8 protein-coding genes are annotated in these 15,179 nt (G+C 59.9%); 4 read left to right on the top strand and 4 right to left on the bottom strand.

Translation table 11 applies throughout. The annotated features are described in order from the left end of the window. Positions 1–534 precede the first annotated feature (534 nt). From guaD to xdhA, 4 genes are read right to left on the bottom strand one after another with little or no spacing between them, the layout of a single operon-like run. Positions 535–1,848 carry a guanine deaminase gene (gene guaD / locus RYC18_RS07115; RefSeq protein ID WP_316884661.1) on the bottom strand — a complete coding sequence of 438 codons (1,314 nt, stop codon included), beginning with the start codon at positions 1,846–1,848 and terminating at the stop codon, positions 535–537. Positions 1,849–1,865: 17 nt separating this feature from the next. Next, positions 1,866–2,705, bottom strand: a complete 840-nt coding sequence (gene xdhC / locus RYC18_RS07110) for a xanthine dehydrogenase accessory protein XdhC (protein WP_316884660.1) — start codon at positions 2,703–2,705, stop codon at positions 1,866–1,868. Further along, positions 2,702–5,221 (bottom strand): xanthine dehydrogenase molybdopterin binding subunit, encoded by a 2,520-nt coding sequence (gene xdhB, locus RYC18_RS07105; RefSeq protein WP_316884659.1) that lies wholly within the window; start codon positions 5,219–5,221, stop codon positions 2,702–2,704. The genes xdhC and xdhB overlap by 4 nt, the downstream gene beginning before the upstream one ends. Next, the gene (xdhA, locus tag RYC18_RS07100; protein WP_316884658.1) at positions 5,214–6,668 is read right to left on the bottom strand and encodes a xanthine dehydrogenase small subunit; all 1,455 of its coding nucleotides are present in this window, start codon (positions 6,666–6,668) and stop codon (positions 5,214–5,216) included. Before xdhA ends, xdhB begins: the two co-directional genes overlap by 8 nt. 276 nt (positions 6,669–6,944) lie before the next feature. Here xdhA and RYC18_RS07095 point away from each other — a divergent pair, with 276 nt between their 5' ends. From RYC18_RS07095 to ligA, 4 genes are all read left to right on the top strand, one after another. Further along, the gene (locus tag RYC18_RS07095) at positions 6,945–7,604 is read left to right on the top strand and encodes a GntR family transcriptional regulator (protein WP_005744320.1); all 660 of its coding nucleotides are present in this window, start codon (positions 6,945–6,947) and stop codon (positions 7,602–7,604) included. A gap of 4 nt (positions 7,605–7,608) precedes the next feature. Further along, positions 7,609–11,097, top strand: a complete 3,489-nt coding sequence (gene smc / locus RYC18_RS07090; RefSeq protein WP_005783108.1) for a chromosome segregation protein SMC — start codon at positions 7,609–7,611, stop codon at positions 11,095–11,097. Between the two features lie 250 nt (positions 11,098–11,347). Continuing rightward, entirely contained in the window at positions 11,348–12,217 is an 870-nt protein-coding gene (zipA, locus tag RYC18_RS07085; RefSeq protein WP_004665852.1) for a cell division protein ZipA, read from the top strand. 129 nt (positions 12,218–12,346) lie between these two features. Further along, positions 12,347–14,710, top strand: a complete 2,364-nt coding sequence (ligA, locus tag RYC18_RS07080) for an NAD-dependent DNA ligase LigA (RefSeq protein ID WP_005744324.1) — start codon at positions 12,347–12,349, stop codon at positions 14,708–14,710. The last annotated feature ends 469 nt before the right edge of the window (positions 14,711–15,179 follow it).

The raw sequence follows: 15,179 nt of genomic DNA, 5'->3' as shown, positions 1-15,179 counted from the left end.
GGACGCTCTGCGTCCTCTTGACGACGCAGAGCGTCGAGACCTGCATTCCCACGCGGAGCGTAGGGAACGATAACCTCAACTTCGTGCTGAAGCTTTGACCATCGTGCGACGCTGCGCGTCGCATGCCGGTCCGGACGCAGAGCGTCCTCTTGCGACGCAGAGCGTCGAGACCCGCATTCCCACGCGGAGCGTAGGGAACGATAACCTCAACTTCGTGCTGAAGCTTTGACCATCGTGCGACGCAGATCGTCGAGACCTGCATTCCCACGCGGAGCGTAGGGAACGATAATCTCAACTCCGTGCTGAAGCTTTGACTATCGTGCGACGCTCCGCGTCGCATGCCGTTCCGGACGCTCTGCGTCCTCTTGACGACGCAGAGCGTCGAGACCTGCATTCCCACGCGGAGCGTAGGGAACGATAATCTCAACTCCGTGCTGAAGCTTTGACTATCGTGCGACGCTCCGCGTCGCATGCCGTTCTGGACGCTCCGCGTCCTCTTGACGACGCAGAGCCTGCGTGAGCGTGAGGGACGATTTAGCCCCTGTCATGCACCAACCGCCCACCCGACCAAGTCTGCTTCACCGTCCGGTCATCACCAATCGTCATCAGCACAAACAGAATCTCTTCGATGTCTTTAGCCTGTTTCAACCGGTATGACAGCAGCGGGGTGGCGTTGTAGTCCAGCACCAGAAAGTCGGCTTCGTTACCGGGTTTCAGGCTGCCGACCTTGTCTTCCAGTCGCAATGCGCGTGCGCCGCCCAATGTCGCCAGATAGAGCGACTTGAACGGATTGAGCCGTGCGCCCTGCATTTGCATGACCTTGTAAGCTTCGTTCAGGGTTTGCAGAATCGAAAAACTGGTGCCGCCGCCCACGTCGGTGCCCAGGCCGACATTCACCTTGTGCTTTTCGACCATCGGCAGGTTGAACAGGCCGCTGCCCAGAAACAGGTTGGAGGTCGGGCAGAAGGCAATCGCCGAACCGGTCTGCGCCAGTCGTGCGCACTGTTCGTCGCACAAGTGCACGCCATGGGCGAACACCGAGCGCTCGCCGAGCAGGTTGAAGTGATCGTATACATCCAGGTAATGCTTGCGCTCGGGGAACAGCGCCTTGACCCACTCGATCTCCTGAAGGTTTTCGCTGATGTGGGTCTGCATGTACAGGCCGGGATGCTCGGTAAGCAACTGCCCAGCCAGGCTCAATTGCTCCGGGCTGCTGGTCGGCGCGAATCGCGGGGTCACTGCGTAGCTCAAACGCCCTTTACCATGCCAGCGCTCGATCAGCGCCTTGCTGTCGGCATACCCGGATTCTGGCGTATCAACCAGATAATCCGGCGCATTGCGGTCCATCATCACCTTGCCGGCGATCATGCGCAGATCAAGTGCCTGAGCCGCACTGAAAAACGCCTCGACCGATTCTTCATGCACGCTGCCGAACACCAGCGCTGTGGTCGTACCGTTGCGCAGCAGTTCCTTGATAAAGATGTCCGCCACTTGCGCTGAATGCTCGGGGTCGGCGAACTGGCTTTCGCAGGGGAAAGTGTAGGTGTTGAGCCAGTCCAGTAGTTGCTCGCCGTACGCGCCGATCATGCCGGTTTGCGGCAAGTGGATATGGGTGTCGATGAAGCCCGGAGTGATCAGTGCGTCCGGGTATTCGATAAGCTCGACATCGCTGTCGAGGCTATCGAGCAAATCGGCAGCAGGGCCCACTGAAATGATTTTGCCGTTTTCGACCTGCAACAGGCCATCGGCAAAATACTCATAAGACGCCTCTACTGCCACCTCCGCGGGGTCGGCAATGCTGTGAAGGATGGCGGCGCGGTAGGCTTTACGGCGGGAAACTGAACTCATGGCACTCTCGTTGTGACTCATTGCGACTGACTGCGGCGTGATGCGGGCAGCAGTCTGGCGATTGGTTCGGCATTGGCACTGTGCTGGCCAAAGCTTGCGTTGTAGGTGGCGATTATTTCGGCGGCGATGGACACCGCGATCTCGATAGGCAGCTTGCCTTTGACTTCCGCCAGGCCCATCGGGCAACGCATGCGTTGCAGCAGGCTGGCGTCGAAACCGCGTTCCCGCAAGCGATGTTCGAACTTGACGCGCTTGGTTTTCGAGCCGATCAGCCCGAAGTAAGCAAAGTCGCCGCGCTTGAGGATTGCAGCAGTCAGCTCAAGGTCCAGTTGATGGTTGTGGGTCATGACAATGCAGTAAGTGCCGACTGGCAACTGCGCGACCTCGTCGACCGGCTCTTCACTGACGATCTTCAACACGCCCTCGGGCATCGGCTCGGGGAATTCGTTCTCACGTGCATCGATCCAGCGCACCCGGCAGGGCAGGCTGGCCAGCAGTGGCACCAGCGCACGGCCAACATGACCGGCACCAAACACGGCGATTTGTGCGACCGGTTCGCCCATTGGTTCGAACAGCAGCACATTGACGCCGCCACAGCACTGACCGAGGCTTGCGCCGAGGTTGAAACGTTCCAGACGCGTCTGCCGGGTGCCACTGGCCAGCATCACGCGGGCGATTTGCATGGCCTTGTATTCCAGGTGCCCGCCGCCGATGGTGTCGTGGATATGCTCGGCACAGACCACCATCTTCGAGCCGGCGTTGCGTGGCGTCGAGCCCAGCTCCTCGATGATGGTCACCAGAATGCCGGGTTCTCCACGGGCCTGTAGCTCGGCCAGGGCGCTGATCCAGTTGTTCATTTCTGCTCCAGGACAGAGTGATCCAGGCCAGGCGCCTTCTCGAGCAAGCTCGCTCCCACGGGGGCATCCTGAATAGGTGAAGGCGAGCCTGGCGAAGCTTCACTTGCCCGCGAAGGGGCGGAAACAATCGGCTCGGCACCTTCGCCGGATGCGCGACGCGCAGCGCTTTTCTGGCGCATCTGCTCACAGCCCCACAACACTTTTTCCGGAGTTGCAGGCGCGTCAATGTCCGGTTGATGGCGATAATCACCCAGGCTCGCCACAGCGTCCTTGATTGCGCACCAGGCCGCGATGCCGAGCATGAACGGTGGCTCGCCCACTGCCTTGGAGTGGAATACGGTGTCTTCCGGGTTCTTGCGGTTCTCCACCAGCTTGATGCGCAGATCAAGCGGCATGTCCGCCACCGCAGGGATCTTGTAGGACGCCGGGCCGCTGGTCATCAGCTTGCCCTTGTCGTTCCACACCAGTTCCTCGGTGGTCAGCCAGCCTGCGCCTTGAATGTAGCCGCCTTCGACCTGGCCGATATCGATGGCCGGGTTCAGAGAGGCACCGACGTCGTGCAGAATGTCGGTGCGCAACATCTTGTACTCGCCTGTCAGCGTGTCGACGATGACCTCGACGCAGGCCGCACCAAACGCGTAGTAATAGAACGGTCGGCCACGCGCCTGGCTGCGGTCATAGAAAATCTTCGGCGTCTTGTAATAGCCGGTGCTGGACAACGAAACCTGGCCCATCCATGCCAACTGCGCCAGCTCGGCGAAGGGCAGGAAAATATCGCCGATCCGCACATGCCCGTTGCGAAACTCGACTTCTGTTTCTGCCACCTGATAGTGCCGGGCTGCGAACTCCACCAGCCGCTGCTTGAGGGTTTCAGCGGCATTCTGCGCGGCCTTGCCGTTCAGGTCGGTGCCGCTTGAGGCGGCGGTGGGCGAGGTGTTCGGCACCTTGTCGGTGTTGGTGGCGGTGATCTGAATGCGGTCAATGTCCACCTGAAACACTTCAGCCACGACCTGCGTGACTTTGGTGTTCAAACCCTGGCCCATCTCGGTGCCGCCATGGTTCAGGTGGATGCTGCCGTCGGTGTAGATGTGAATCAGCGCGCCTGCCTGATTGAGGAAGCTGGCGGTAAAGGAAATGCCGAATTTGACCGGCGTCAGCGCCAGCCCTTTTTTCAGGATCGGGCTTCCGGCATTGAACGTGCGAATGGCTTCGCGGCGCTCGGCATACTGGCTGCTCTGTTCGAGGTCGGCGGTCATCTCTTCCAGCAGGTTGTGCTCGACCGTCTGGTAATAGTGCGTGACGTTACGCTCGGTCTTGCCGTAATAGTTGGCCTTGCGCACCGCCAGCGGGTCCTTGCCGAGGAAGCGCGCGATGCAGTCCATGACCTCTTCGATGGCGACCATGCCTTGCGGGCCGCCAAAGCCACGGTAGGCCGTGTTGGACGCAGTGTGAGTCTTGCAGCGATGGCCGTTGACCGTGGCTTCGCCCAGATAGTAGGCGTTGTCGGCGTGAAACATGGCGCGGTCGACAATCGACGCAGACAGGTCCGGCGAGTAGCCGCAGTTGCCTGCCAGATCCAGCTCTATACCCTGCAAACGACCCTCGTCGTCGAAGCCCACGTCGTACTCGATGTAGAACGGGTGGCGCTTGCCGGTCATCTGCATGTCTTCAAAGCGTTGCAGGCGCATCTTGGTGGGCTGGCCGGTCAGTCGGGCAATCACGGCGCACAGGCAGGCCGGGCTCGCCGCCTGGGTTTCCTTGCCGCCAAAGCCACCGCCCATGCGCCTCATGTCGACCACGATGCGGTTCATCGGCACGCCCAGCACCTCGGCCACCAGCTTCTGGATTTCCGTGGGGTTCTGGGTCGAGCAATAGACAATCATGCCGCCGTCTTCGGTCGGCATCACCGAGGATATCTGGGTTTCCAGGTAAAAATGTTCCTGACCGCCGATGTGCAGGTTGCCCTGCAAACGGTGGGTTGCGCCTGCCAGCGCTGCGGCCGAATCGCCACGTTTGTGCGTGTGGCTGTCGAGCACAAAGTGTTTCTGACGCAGCGCCTGAACCACATCCAGCACCGGCTCCAGGTCCTCATATTCGATAATCGCCGCCATTGCCGCCTGCCGGGCAATGTCCAGATCGCGAGCAGCAACGGCAAGCACCGGTTGACCGACAAACTCCACCATGTCGATGGCCAGCAACGGATCGCCGGGCAGCAACGGCCCGATGTCCTTCAGCCCCGGAATATCCCGATGAGTAATCGCAATGCGTACGCCGTCGAAGGCGTAGCAGGGCGAGGTGTCGATGCTGATGATTCGCGCGTGGGCACGGTCGGAAAGACGTGCATAGACATGCAACTGATTGGGAAACTCCAGGCGATCATCGATATACACCGCTTCGCCGGACACATGTTTGTCGGCGCTGTCATGCTTGACGCTGCGACCGACGCCAGTGCTCAAGCCCTGCTGAAACACGGCGAGCATTTCGGCCTGGGTAATGGATGGAGAATGCTCAGACATAGTCAGTCACCCGCGTTGCGACGGCAGGCGTCTGCACTTCGATGAAATACTTGCGCAGCAGGTTCTGCGCGCTCAACAGGCGATATTCCTTGCTGGCACGGAAGTCCGAAAGCGGCGTGAAATCTTCGCTCAGTGCGGCGCAGGCCTGCTCAACGGTTTCATTGCTCCAGGGCTGACCGACCAGGGCTCGCTCGCAGGCCGCTGCGCGCTTCGGAATCGCCGCCATGCCGCCATACGCCACACGTGCCTCGCGGATCACGCCGTCTTCTATGGTCAGGCGGAATGCCGCACAGACCGCCGAAATGTCGTCATCCAGGCGTTTTGAAACTTTATAGGCACGAAAGGTCTGCAGTGGATTGGCGGTCGGCACGATGATCTTTTCGATGAACTCACTCTCCTGGCGAGCCGTGACCTTGTAGTCGATGAAGTAATCCTCCAGCGCCAGCGTGCGTTGGCCGTTGCCTTTGCGCAGCACGATCTGCGCGCCAAGGGCGATCAGCAGGGGCGGGGAGTCGCCAATCGGCGAGGCATTGCCGATATTGCCACCCAGCGTGCCCTGATTGCGGATCTGCAACGAGGCGAAGCGTTGTAGTAACTCGCCAAAGTCCGGGTATTCGGCCTTTAGTGCTGCATAACAATCGGTCAGCGGAGTGGCCGCGCCGATCTCCAGACGGTCGTTGAAACGCTTCACGCCCTTCATCTCGTCGATGTGTCCGACGTAAATCATCACCGGCAATTGTTTGTGAAATTGGGTGACTTCCAGCGCCAGATCAGTGCCGCCCGCCAGCAGACGGGCCTGCGGATGGCTGCCATAAAGGTCGGCCAGGTCTGCCACGGTCAGCGGAATGAAGCAGTTTTTTTCGCCGTCGCTCAGTGCTTCGGTCTGGGCCGGGGTGATTGCCCGCAGGCGCTCGACCGTCTCAGCCTGGCGCTGATCGAACTGGTCCGGCTGGCGCTGGCTGCAAGACTGCTCGGCGGCGGCCAGAATAGGGCGATAACCGGTGCAGCGGCACAAATTGCCTGCCAACGCTTCGTGAGCCTGATGCGCGTTGGCGTCGGTGCTGTTCTTTTGCAGGGCAAACAGCGACATCACAAAGCCTGGGGTACAGAAGCCGCATTGCGAGCCGTGACACTCGACCATGGCCTGTTGCACGCTGTGCAACTGACCCTGGTGCTTGAGGTCTTCGACGCTGATCAATTGCTTGCCGTGCAGCGACGCCATGAACGTCAGGCACGAATTGAGGCTGCGATAACGCAACGTTTGCTTGCCATCGGCGTCACTGTGCAACTCGCCAACCACGACGGTGCAGGCACCGCAGTCTCCGCTGGCACAACCTTCCTTGGTACCGGGCTTGTGTGCCTGCTCACGCAGGTAGGTCAGCACGGTCATGTTCGGATTCAGGCTGCGCTCGGTTTTTAGCTCTTGGTTCAAAAGGAACTGAATCACGGCGCAAAGCCCTCACATTTATTGTCATCAGACATGTCGATGAATCTATCAGCTCTGCTTATTGGGTCAATTTGTTTCTGACTTAAGAGTCAGGAAATTGAGTTTTTCAGCAATCTGCCGATCAGAGGCACACTGGTTCTTGAGTCGCCCATTGGGTTGTATTCAAGGTTTTGCGTATTTCGTGCCAGTTTCCGCGTCTATGGCCCTGCGCCATCCGTACCGGTTGCGCTACACTTCGCGGCTTGCATGCAGAACTGGTTTTTTTGAAGGATAGTCATGACGTTCAAGGCCCCGGACAGCCTCGCTGAGCAAATTGCTCATCATCTTGCCGAGCGGATCATTCGCGGTGAGCTCAAGCCTGGAGAGCGTATTCAGGAACAGAAAGTCACGCAGGCGTTGAACGTCAGCCGTGGTTCTGTGCGCGAAGCATTATTGATTCTGGAGCGCCGCCATTTGGTGGTGATCCTGCCGCGTCGGGGGGCACAGGTCACTGTGCTCAACGCGCATAACGTGACCAGCCTGTGTGGCCTGATGAGCGAGCTGTACATTCTGCTGGCCAATGCAGTGGTCGAGCGCTGGCGCACCGAGGATGATCTTGCGCCGTTCGTGCAGATACAGCAGCGTCTGCAGGTCAGCTTCGAGCAGCAGGACGTCAAGGCATTTGTCGAAGAGAGCTTCAATGTCATGCGCGCTGCCTATCCGTTCGCCAGCAACCCGTACCTCGAAGAAACGGTCGAGAACCTGCAGCCGTCCATGAGCCGCAGCTATTTCCTCGCGATCGAGCAACGCAAGGCCGATATGGGCGACTACCTGGCGCTGTTCGACGAGTTGCTTGGCGCGGTGATCGCGCGGGATCTGCCGAAAATTCGTGCTGTGCTGATCGCCTACTGTCAGCGCAGCTGCCAGCTGGTGCTGGCCGCCCTGGCAGCGGACTGACGCCATGCGCCTGAAGTGCATCAAGCTGGCAGGGTTCAAGTCGTTCGTCGATCCCACCACGGTGAACTTCCCCAGTAACATGGCGGCCGTTGTCGGTCCCAATGGCTGTGGCAAATCCAACATCATCGACGCCGTGCGCTGGGTCATGGGCGAAAGCTCGGCCAAGAACCTGCGCGGCGAGTCGATGACCGACGTCATCTTCAACGGCTCCACCAGCCGTAAACCGGTCAGCCAGGCCAGCATCGAGCTGGTGTTCGATAACTCCGACGGCACCCTGGTTGGCGAGTACGCCGCTTATGCGGAAATATCCATTCGCCGCAAAGTGACGCGCGACAGCCAGAACAGCTACTACCTCAACGGCACCAAATGCCGCCGTCGCGACATTACCGACATCTTCCTTGGCACCGGCCTGGGGCCGCGCAGCTATTCGATCATCGAGCAGGGCATGATCTCCAAGCTGATCGAAGCCAAGCCGGAAGACCTGCGCAACTTTATCGAAGAAGCCGCCGGGATCTCCAAATACAAGGAGCGCCGTCGGGAAACCGAAAACCGTATTCGCCGCACCCACGAGAACCTGGCGCGCCTGACTGACCTTCGGGAAGAACTCGAGCGTCAGTTGGAGCGTCTGCACCGGCAGGCCCAGGCCGCCGAGAAGTATCAGGAATACAAGGCCGAAGAACGCCAGTTGAAGGCGCAACTTTCGGCCCTGCGCTGGCAGGCGCTGAATGATCTGGTGGGGCAGCGCGAGGCAGTGATCGGCAATCAGGAGATCGGTTTTGAAGCGCTGGTGGCTGATCAGCGCAGCGCCGATGCCAGCATCGAAAGGCTGCGCGACGGCCATCATGATCTGTCCGAACGCTTCAACCTGGTGCAGGGCCGTTTTTATTCGGTCGGTGGCGACATCGCCCGCGTCGAGCAGAGCATCCAGCACGGTCAGCAGCGGCTGCGTCAATTGCAGGACGACCTGCGCGAAGCAGAGCGCGCCCGCCAGGAAACCGAATCCCATCTCGGCCACGACACCACCTTGCTTGCCACCCTGGGCGAAGAGCTGGAGATGCTTGAGCCCGAGCAGGAAATGACCAGCGCGGCCGCCGAAGAGTCGGCCATTGCCCTGGAAGACGCCGAAGCGGCCATGCAGGGCTGGCAGGAGAAGTGGGACGTCTTCAATCAGCAATCCGCCGAGCCACAGCGCCAGGCGCAGGTCCAGCAGTCGCGCATTCAGCAACTTGAACAAAGCATCGAACGCCTGGCCGAACGCCAGCGGCGTCTGGCCGAAGAGCGTCAGTTGCTGGCCGCCGATCCTGAAGATGCGGCCATTCTGGAATTGAGCGAAGACCTCGCCACCCGTGACATGACCCTTGAAGAGCTGCACGCAGGCGAAGAGCAGGCGGTCGAGCGTCTTGAGCAACTGCGTGAAGCTTTGCAGCAGGCCAGTCAGGCGCAACAGCAGGCGCAGGGCGAGCTGCAACGTCTCAACGGGCGTTTGGCTTCCCTGGAAGCGCTGCAACAGGCGGCACTTGACCCGGACACCGGCACCGCCGAATGGCTGCGCGATCAGCAACTGGCCGAGCGCCCGCGTCTGGCCGAAGGGCTGAGCGTTGAAGCAGGCTGGGAGCTGGCCGTGGAGACCGTGCTCGGCGCGGATTTGCAGGCTGTGCTGGTGGATGACTTCGACGCGCTTGATCTGGCGAACTTCCAGCAGGGCGATCTGCGCTTGCTCAGCGCCGGTGCCGATACAGTGCGGGTGCCTGGCAGCCTGCTGGAGAAAGTGGACAGTACGGTTGATCTGTCCGCCTGGCTGGGCCAGGTGATTCCGGTCGAGGATCTGGACGAAGCGCTGGCGCGACGTGCGCAACTCAGCGCCGGACAAAGCCTGATCAGCCGTGACGGCTATTGGGTCGGGCGGCACTTTTTACGTGTGCGACGTGCCAGCGAGGCGCAGAGTGGCGTGCTGGCGCGGGGGCAGGAGTTACAAAGGCTGGGCCTGGAGCGTGATGAGCGCGAAGCGACGCTGGCTACGCTTGAAGAGCAATTGCTGGTGCTGCGCGAGCAACAATCGCAGCAGGAAGAAGCCCGCGAGCAACTGCGCCGCCGCGTGCAGGACGAAACCCGTCAGCAAAGCGAGTTGAAGGCGCAACTGTCGGCGGTCAGGGTCAAGGTCGAGCAGTTGACTCTGCGTCGTACTCGTCTGGACGAAGAGCTGGCCGAGCTGGGCGAGCAACGCGCTGTCGAGCACGAGCACCTCGGCGAATCGCGCCTGCAATTGCAGGATGCACTGGACAGCATGGCGCAGGATACCGAACAGCGCGAAGTGCTTCAGGCGCAGCGTGATGCGCTGCGTGAGCGTCTGGACCGGATACGTCAGGATGCGCGGCAGCACAAGGATCACAGTCATCAACTGGCGGTGCGTCTGGGCTCGCTCAAGGCGCAGTACGATTCGACGCGTCAGGCGCTGGAGCGCCTGCGCATGCAGTCCGAAAGGCTGACCGAAAAACGCGAGCAACTGAGTCTGAATCTGGAGGAGGGCGAGGCACCGCTTGAAGAGCTGCGCCTCAAGCTTGAAGAGCTGCTGGAGCGGCGCATGGTGGTCGATGATGAAATGCGCATCGCCAAGAACGCCCTCGAAGACGCTGACCGCGAATTGCGTGAAGCCGAAAAGCGCCGGACCCAAGCCGAACAGCAGTCGCAACTGCTGCGCGGTCAGCTTGAGCAGCAACGTCTGGAATGGCAATCGCTGACGGTGCGCCGCACGGCGTTGCAGGACCAATTGCACGAGGACGGCTACGACCTGCACGGCGTGCTCGCCACGTTGACCCCTGATGCCAGCGAGCAGGCCGCCGAGCAGCAACTGGAGAGCATTGCCGGGCGTATCCAGCGTCTGGGGGCGATCAACCTCGCCGCCATTGACGAGTACCAGCAGCAATCCGAACGCAAGCGTTATCTGGATGCGCAGGATGCTGATCTGGTGGAAGCACTCGACACGCTGGAAAACGTCATCCGCAAGATCGATAAAGAAACCCGAAACCGCTTCAAAGATACCTTCGATCAGATAAATAGCGGAATTCAGGCACTTTTCCCAAAAGTTTTCGGTGGTGGCTCCGCTTATTTGGAACTGACGGGCGAAGATTTACTCGATACAGGGGTGACAATCATGGCGCGCCCTCCCGGCAAGAAGAACAGCACCATTCATCTGCTGTCGGGTGGGGAAAAAGCCTTGACTGCACTGGCGCTGGTTTTTGCCATTTTCAAACTCAATCCTGCGCCGTTTTGCATGCTTGATGAGGTGGATGCGCCGCTGGATGACGCCAACGTGGGTCGCTATGCGCGGTTAGTGAAAGAAATGTCACAAACTGTTCAGTTCATCTACATCACCCACAACAAGATCGCCATGGAAATGGCTGACCAATTGATGGGTGTGACGATGCATGAACCAGGCTGTTCGCGGCTGGTAGCGGTGGATGTAGAGCAAGCGATGGCGCTGGTGGACGCCTGAGTTCGGGCCTGATTCAGCGGCGAAATGGCTGCGTAAGCGCCTGAAAATGTGACGGTTGTGTGATAGATGGCACTTTGGGCGGCGAAGAGACGTAACAGACGGTGTAAAGTTGCCTTTGGTCGTGCTAGTTTAGTGACCACTTTTTATTTTCGCGTGGGCAAATTGCCAGTCAGAACATAGACTTGGCACCACGTATTAAAGGGGTTTAGGCCCTTATTTTCAGATTTCTTCATTAGAGGCACTGGATTACATGGAAATCGGTCTGCGCGAGTGGCTGATCGTCATCGGCATAATAGTCATTGCCGGTATTCTTTTTGATGGCTGGCGCCGTATGCGCGGCAGCAAAGGTAAGTTGAAATTCAGGCTGGATCGAAGCTTCTCCAATCTTCCGGATGAGGAGGAAACCACGTCGGCCGAAGTGCTCGGGCCGCCCCGTGTGCTGGACACCCACAAGGAGCCGCAACTTGATGAGCATGATTTGCCGTCGATGAGCGCCAGCCCGCGTGAAGGCAAGCGCAGCAACAGTGACAAACGTGGCAACAGCGACAAGAAGCGCAAGGATGAACCGCAGCAGGGTGACCTGAATCTGGATCTGGACGGCCCGAGCCTGTTCACCGGGCGTGACGATGACTTCCCGGACGACAAGCCTGCCCAGCGCATCACTGAGGACAAGGACCTGCCTCCGGTTGAGGAAGTGCTGGTCATCAGCGTTATTTCGCGCAGTGAAGGTGGCTTCAAGGGGCCTGCGTTGCTGCAGAACATCCTGGAAAGCGGCCTGCGTTTTGGCGAGATGGATATTTTCCACCGTCACGAAAGCATGGCAGGTAACGGCGAGGTGCTGTTCTCGATGGCCAATGCGGTCAAGCCCGGCGTGTTCGATCTGGACGATATCGACCATTTCAGCACCCGTGCCGTGAGCTTCTTCCTTGGTTTGCCAGGCCCGCGTCATCCCAAGCAGGCCTTCGACGTCATGGTTGCCGCAGCCCGCAAGCTGGCCCATGAACTGGATGGCGAACTGAAAGATGACCAGCGCAGCGTCATGACCGCGCAAACCATCGAGCATTACCGTCAGCGCATTGTTGAATTCGAGCGCCGTGCGCTGACTCAGCGTCGCGGTTAAGCGAATCCTTGTCCACGTCCCGATCATGAGCATGCTCCGGCAGGCCTTTTCGGGACCTGGGCTTGAACAGATCAGAGCCAACAGATTGAGCAGCCTCGGCTGCTCTTTTGCTTTTTGAGAGAACACCGTATGAAGGCCGTCGAAACCCGAATCTTGGAACTGCGTGCAGAGCTGGATGAGCACAACTACCGCTATCACGTGCTGGATGAGCCCAGCATCCCGGATGTCGAGTACGACCGCCTGTTTCACGAACTCAAGGCCCTCGAGGCAGAAAACCCGCATCTGGTCACGCCGGATTCGCCGACGCAACGGGTCGGCAGTGCCGCTTTGTCGGCGTTCACCCAGGTGCGACACGAAATGCCGATGCTCAGCCTGGGTAACGCTTTCGAAGAAAGCGACATGCTCGAGTTTGACCGGCGGGTAACCGAAGGGCTGGATTTGCCTGCCGGGGACCTGTTTGGTGCGGGCAGCAAGGTGCAGTACAGCTGCGAGCCCAAGCTGGACGGTCTGGCGGTCAGCCTGCTGTATCGCGATGGTGCGTTGGTGCGCGGTGCAACGCGTGGGGACGGGACCACCGGCGAGGACATCAGCGTCAATGTGCGCACCGTGCGCAACATCCCGCTCAAGCTGAAAGGCAAGGGCTGGCCGGATGTGCTGGAAGTGCGCGGCGAAGTGTTCATGTCCAAGGCAGGTTTCGAGCGGCTCAACGCCAGCCAGCTGGAAATCGGCGGCAAAACCTTCGCCAACCCGCGCAATGCGGCGGCGGGCAGCCTGCGCCAGCTGGACTCGAAAATCACTGCCAATCGTCCGCTGGAATTCTGCTGCTATGGCCTGGGGCAGACTTCGGCGGAAATCGCCGACACTCACATCGGTGTGCTTGAAACGTTGAAAAAATGGGGCATGCCGGTCAGTCACGAGCTGAAGCTGGCGAATGGCGTCGAGGACTGTCTGGACTATTACCGCGATATCGGTGAGCGGCGCCTGACGCTGAGCTACGAGATCGATGGTGTGGTGTTCAAGGTCAACAACCTGGCTGCGCAGCGCGAACTGGGCTTTCGCGCCCGCGAGCCACGCTGGGCGATCGCCCATAAATTCCCGGCCATGGAAGAGCTGACCGAGTTGCTGGATGTCGAGTTCCAGGTAGGCCGTACCGGTGCGGTAACGCCGGTCGCGCGCCTCAAGCCGGTCAAGGTGGCTGGTGTCATGGTCGCCAACGCCACGCTGCACAACATGGATGAAGTGGCGCGGCTCGGCTTGATGATTGGCGACACGGTGATCATCCGTCGTGCCGGTGACGTGATTCCGCAGGTGGTGCAGGTAGTTGCCGAGCGCCGCCCCGAGAATGCCAGGGCGGTGCAGGTTCCACAGACCTGCCCGGTGTGCGGCTCGCATGTCGAGCGCACGCAGTTGATCAAACGCAGCAAGGGCAAGGAAACCGTCACCGAAGGTGCGGTGTATCGCTGCGTCGGGCGTCTGGCCTGCGGTGCGCAACTCAAGCAGGCGATCATCCACTATGTGTCACGTCGTGCGATGGACATCGAAGGGCTTGGCGACAAGACCATCGAGCAACTGGTCGATGAAAAACTCATTGGCTCGCCCGCCGACCTGTACAAGTTGAAATACGAACAAATCATCGACCTGGAAGGCTTTGCCGAAATTTCCAGCAACAAGCTGCTCAAGGCGATTGCCGACAGCCGACAGCCGACCCTGGCGCGCTTTATCTATGCCTTGGGTATTCCTGATGTGGGAGAAGAGACGGCCAAGGTGCTGGCGCGTTCGCTGGCGTCCCTGGACCGAGTCAAACAGGCATTGCCGGAAGTCCTGACGTACCTGCCGGATGTCGGTCTGGAAGTCGCCTACGAAATTCACAGCTTCTTCGAAGACGAGCACAACCGTAACGTCATTGATGCGCTGTTGGGCGAATGTGGACTGCAATTGCAGGACCAGGGCGAGTTGGGTGCCGAGTTTGCGGCCAGCACTACGCTCGAAGGGCTGATCGACAAACTACATATCCCGTCGGTAGGGCCGGGCGCTGCACAGAAACTGGCTGACAGGTTCGGCACGCTGGAGGCCATCATCAGCGCCGATTGGCTGGACATGCGCCAGACGCTGCCGGAGAAGCAGGCCAAATCAGTCCGTGATTTCTTCGACGACAGCGCACATGCCGAGCGTGCACGCGCCATAGAAGCCCAGCTCAAAGACTTCGGCATGCACTGGCGCAGCGAGAAAAAAACCGTCGAAGGCTTGCCGCTGGCCGGGCAGACCTGGGTACTGACGGGGTCGCTGGAACGCATGAGTCGCGACGTCGCCAAGGAAAAACTCGAAAGCCTTGGTGCCAAAGTCTCCGGCTCGGTCTCGGCCAAGACCCACACCGTGGTTGCAGGCCCCGGTGCAGGCTCGAAACTGACCAAGGCCAACGAGCTGGGGCTGACCGTACTGGACGAAGATGCGCTGCTCAAACGCCTGACCGAACTGGGCGTGACGGTTGACTGAGGCAGGCCGACGCTCCACTTGATTATCGTGCGCTCCGCCTCGCATGCCGTTCTGGACGCTCTGCGTCCGATCTTGAATGTGATGGTGCGGCGTAGATCTGTGACGCAGAGCGTCACGCACGGCATTCCCACGCTGGAGCGTGCGGAACGATAATCCCAACTACCGTGCGATGCTCTGCTTAGGCATGTCTTGATTATCGTGCGACGCTCCGCGTCGCATGCCGTTCTGGACGCTCTGCGTCCGGTCTTGAGTGCGATGGTGCGGCGTAGATCTGTGACGCAGAGCGTCACGCACGGCATTCCCACGCAGGAGCGTGCGGAACGATAATCTCAACTACCGTGCAGATGCTCTGCTTAGGCATGTCTTGATCATCGTGAGACGCTCCGCGTCGCATGCCATTCTGGACGCTCTGCGTCCGGTCTTGAATGTGATGGTGCGGCGTAGATCTGTGACGCAGAGCGTCACGCAC

Source organism: Pseudomonas syringae group sp. 247E2 (genome assembly GCF_032587795.1).
Classification (GTDB): domain Bacteria; phylum Pseudomonadota; class Gammaproteobacteria; order Pseudomonadales; family Pseudomonadaceae; genus Aquipseudomonas; species Aquipseudomonas amygdali.
Note: the sequence above shows the minus strand (reverse complement) of the source record. Positions and strands in the feature narration are given on the sequence as shown.

Bases quoted from the DNA above. Each gene is read 5' to 3' on its own strand.
- guaD (WP_316884661.1), bottom strand. From the start codon at position 1,848: ATGAGTTCAGTTTCCCGCCGTAAAGCCTACCGCGCCGCCATCCTTCAC.
- xdhC (WP_316884660.1), bottom strand. From the start codon at position 2,705: ATGAACAACTGGATCAGCGCCCTGGCCGAGCTACAGGCCCGTGGAGAA.
- smc (WP_005783108.1), top strand. From the start codon at position 7,609: ATGCGCCTGAAGTGCATCAAGCTGGCAGGGTTCAAGTCGTTCGTCGAT.
- RYC18_RS07095 (WP_005744320.1), top strand. From the start codon at position 6,945: ATGACGTTCAAGGCCCCGGACAGCCTCGCTGAGCAAATTGCTCATCAT.
- xdhB (WP_316884659.1), bottom strand. From the start codon at position 5,221: ATGTCTGAGCATTCTCCATCCATTACCCAGGCCGAAATGCTCGCCGTG.
- zipA (WP_004665852.1), top strand. From the start codon at position 11,348: ATGGAAATCGGTCTGCGCGAGTGGCTGATCGTCATCGGCATAATAGTC.
- ligA (WP_005744324.1), top strand. From the start codon at position 12,347: ATGAAGGCCGTCGAAACCCGAATCTTGGAACTGCGTGCAGAGCTGGAT.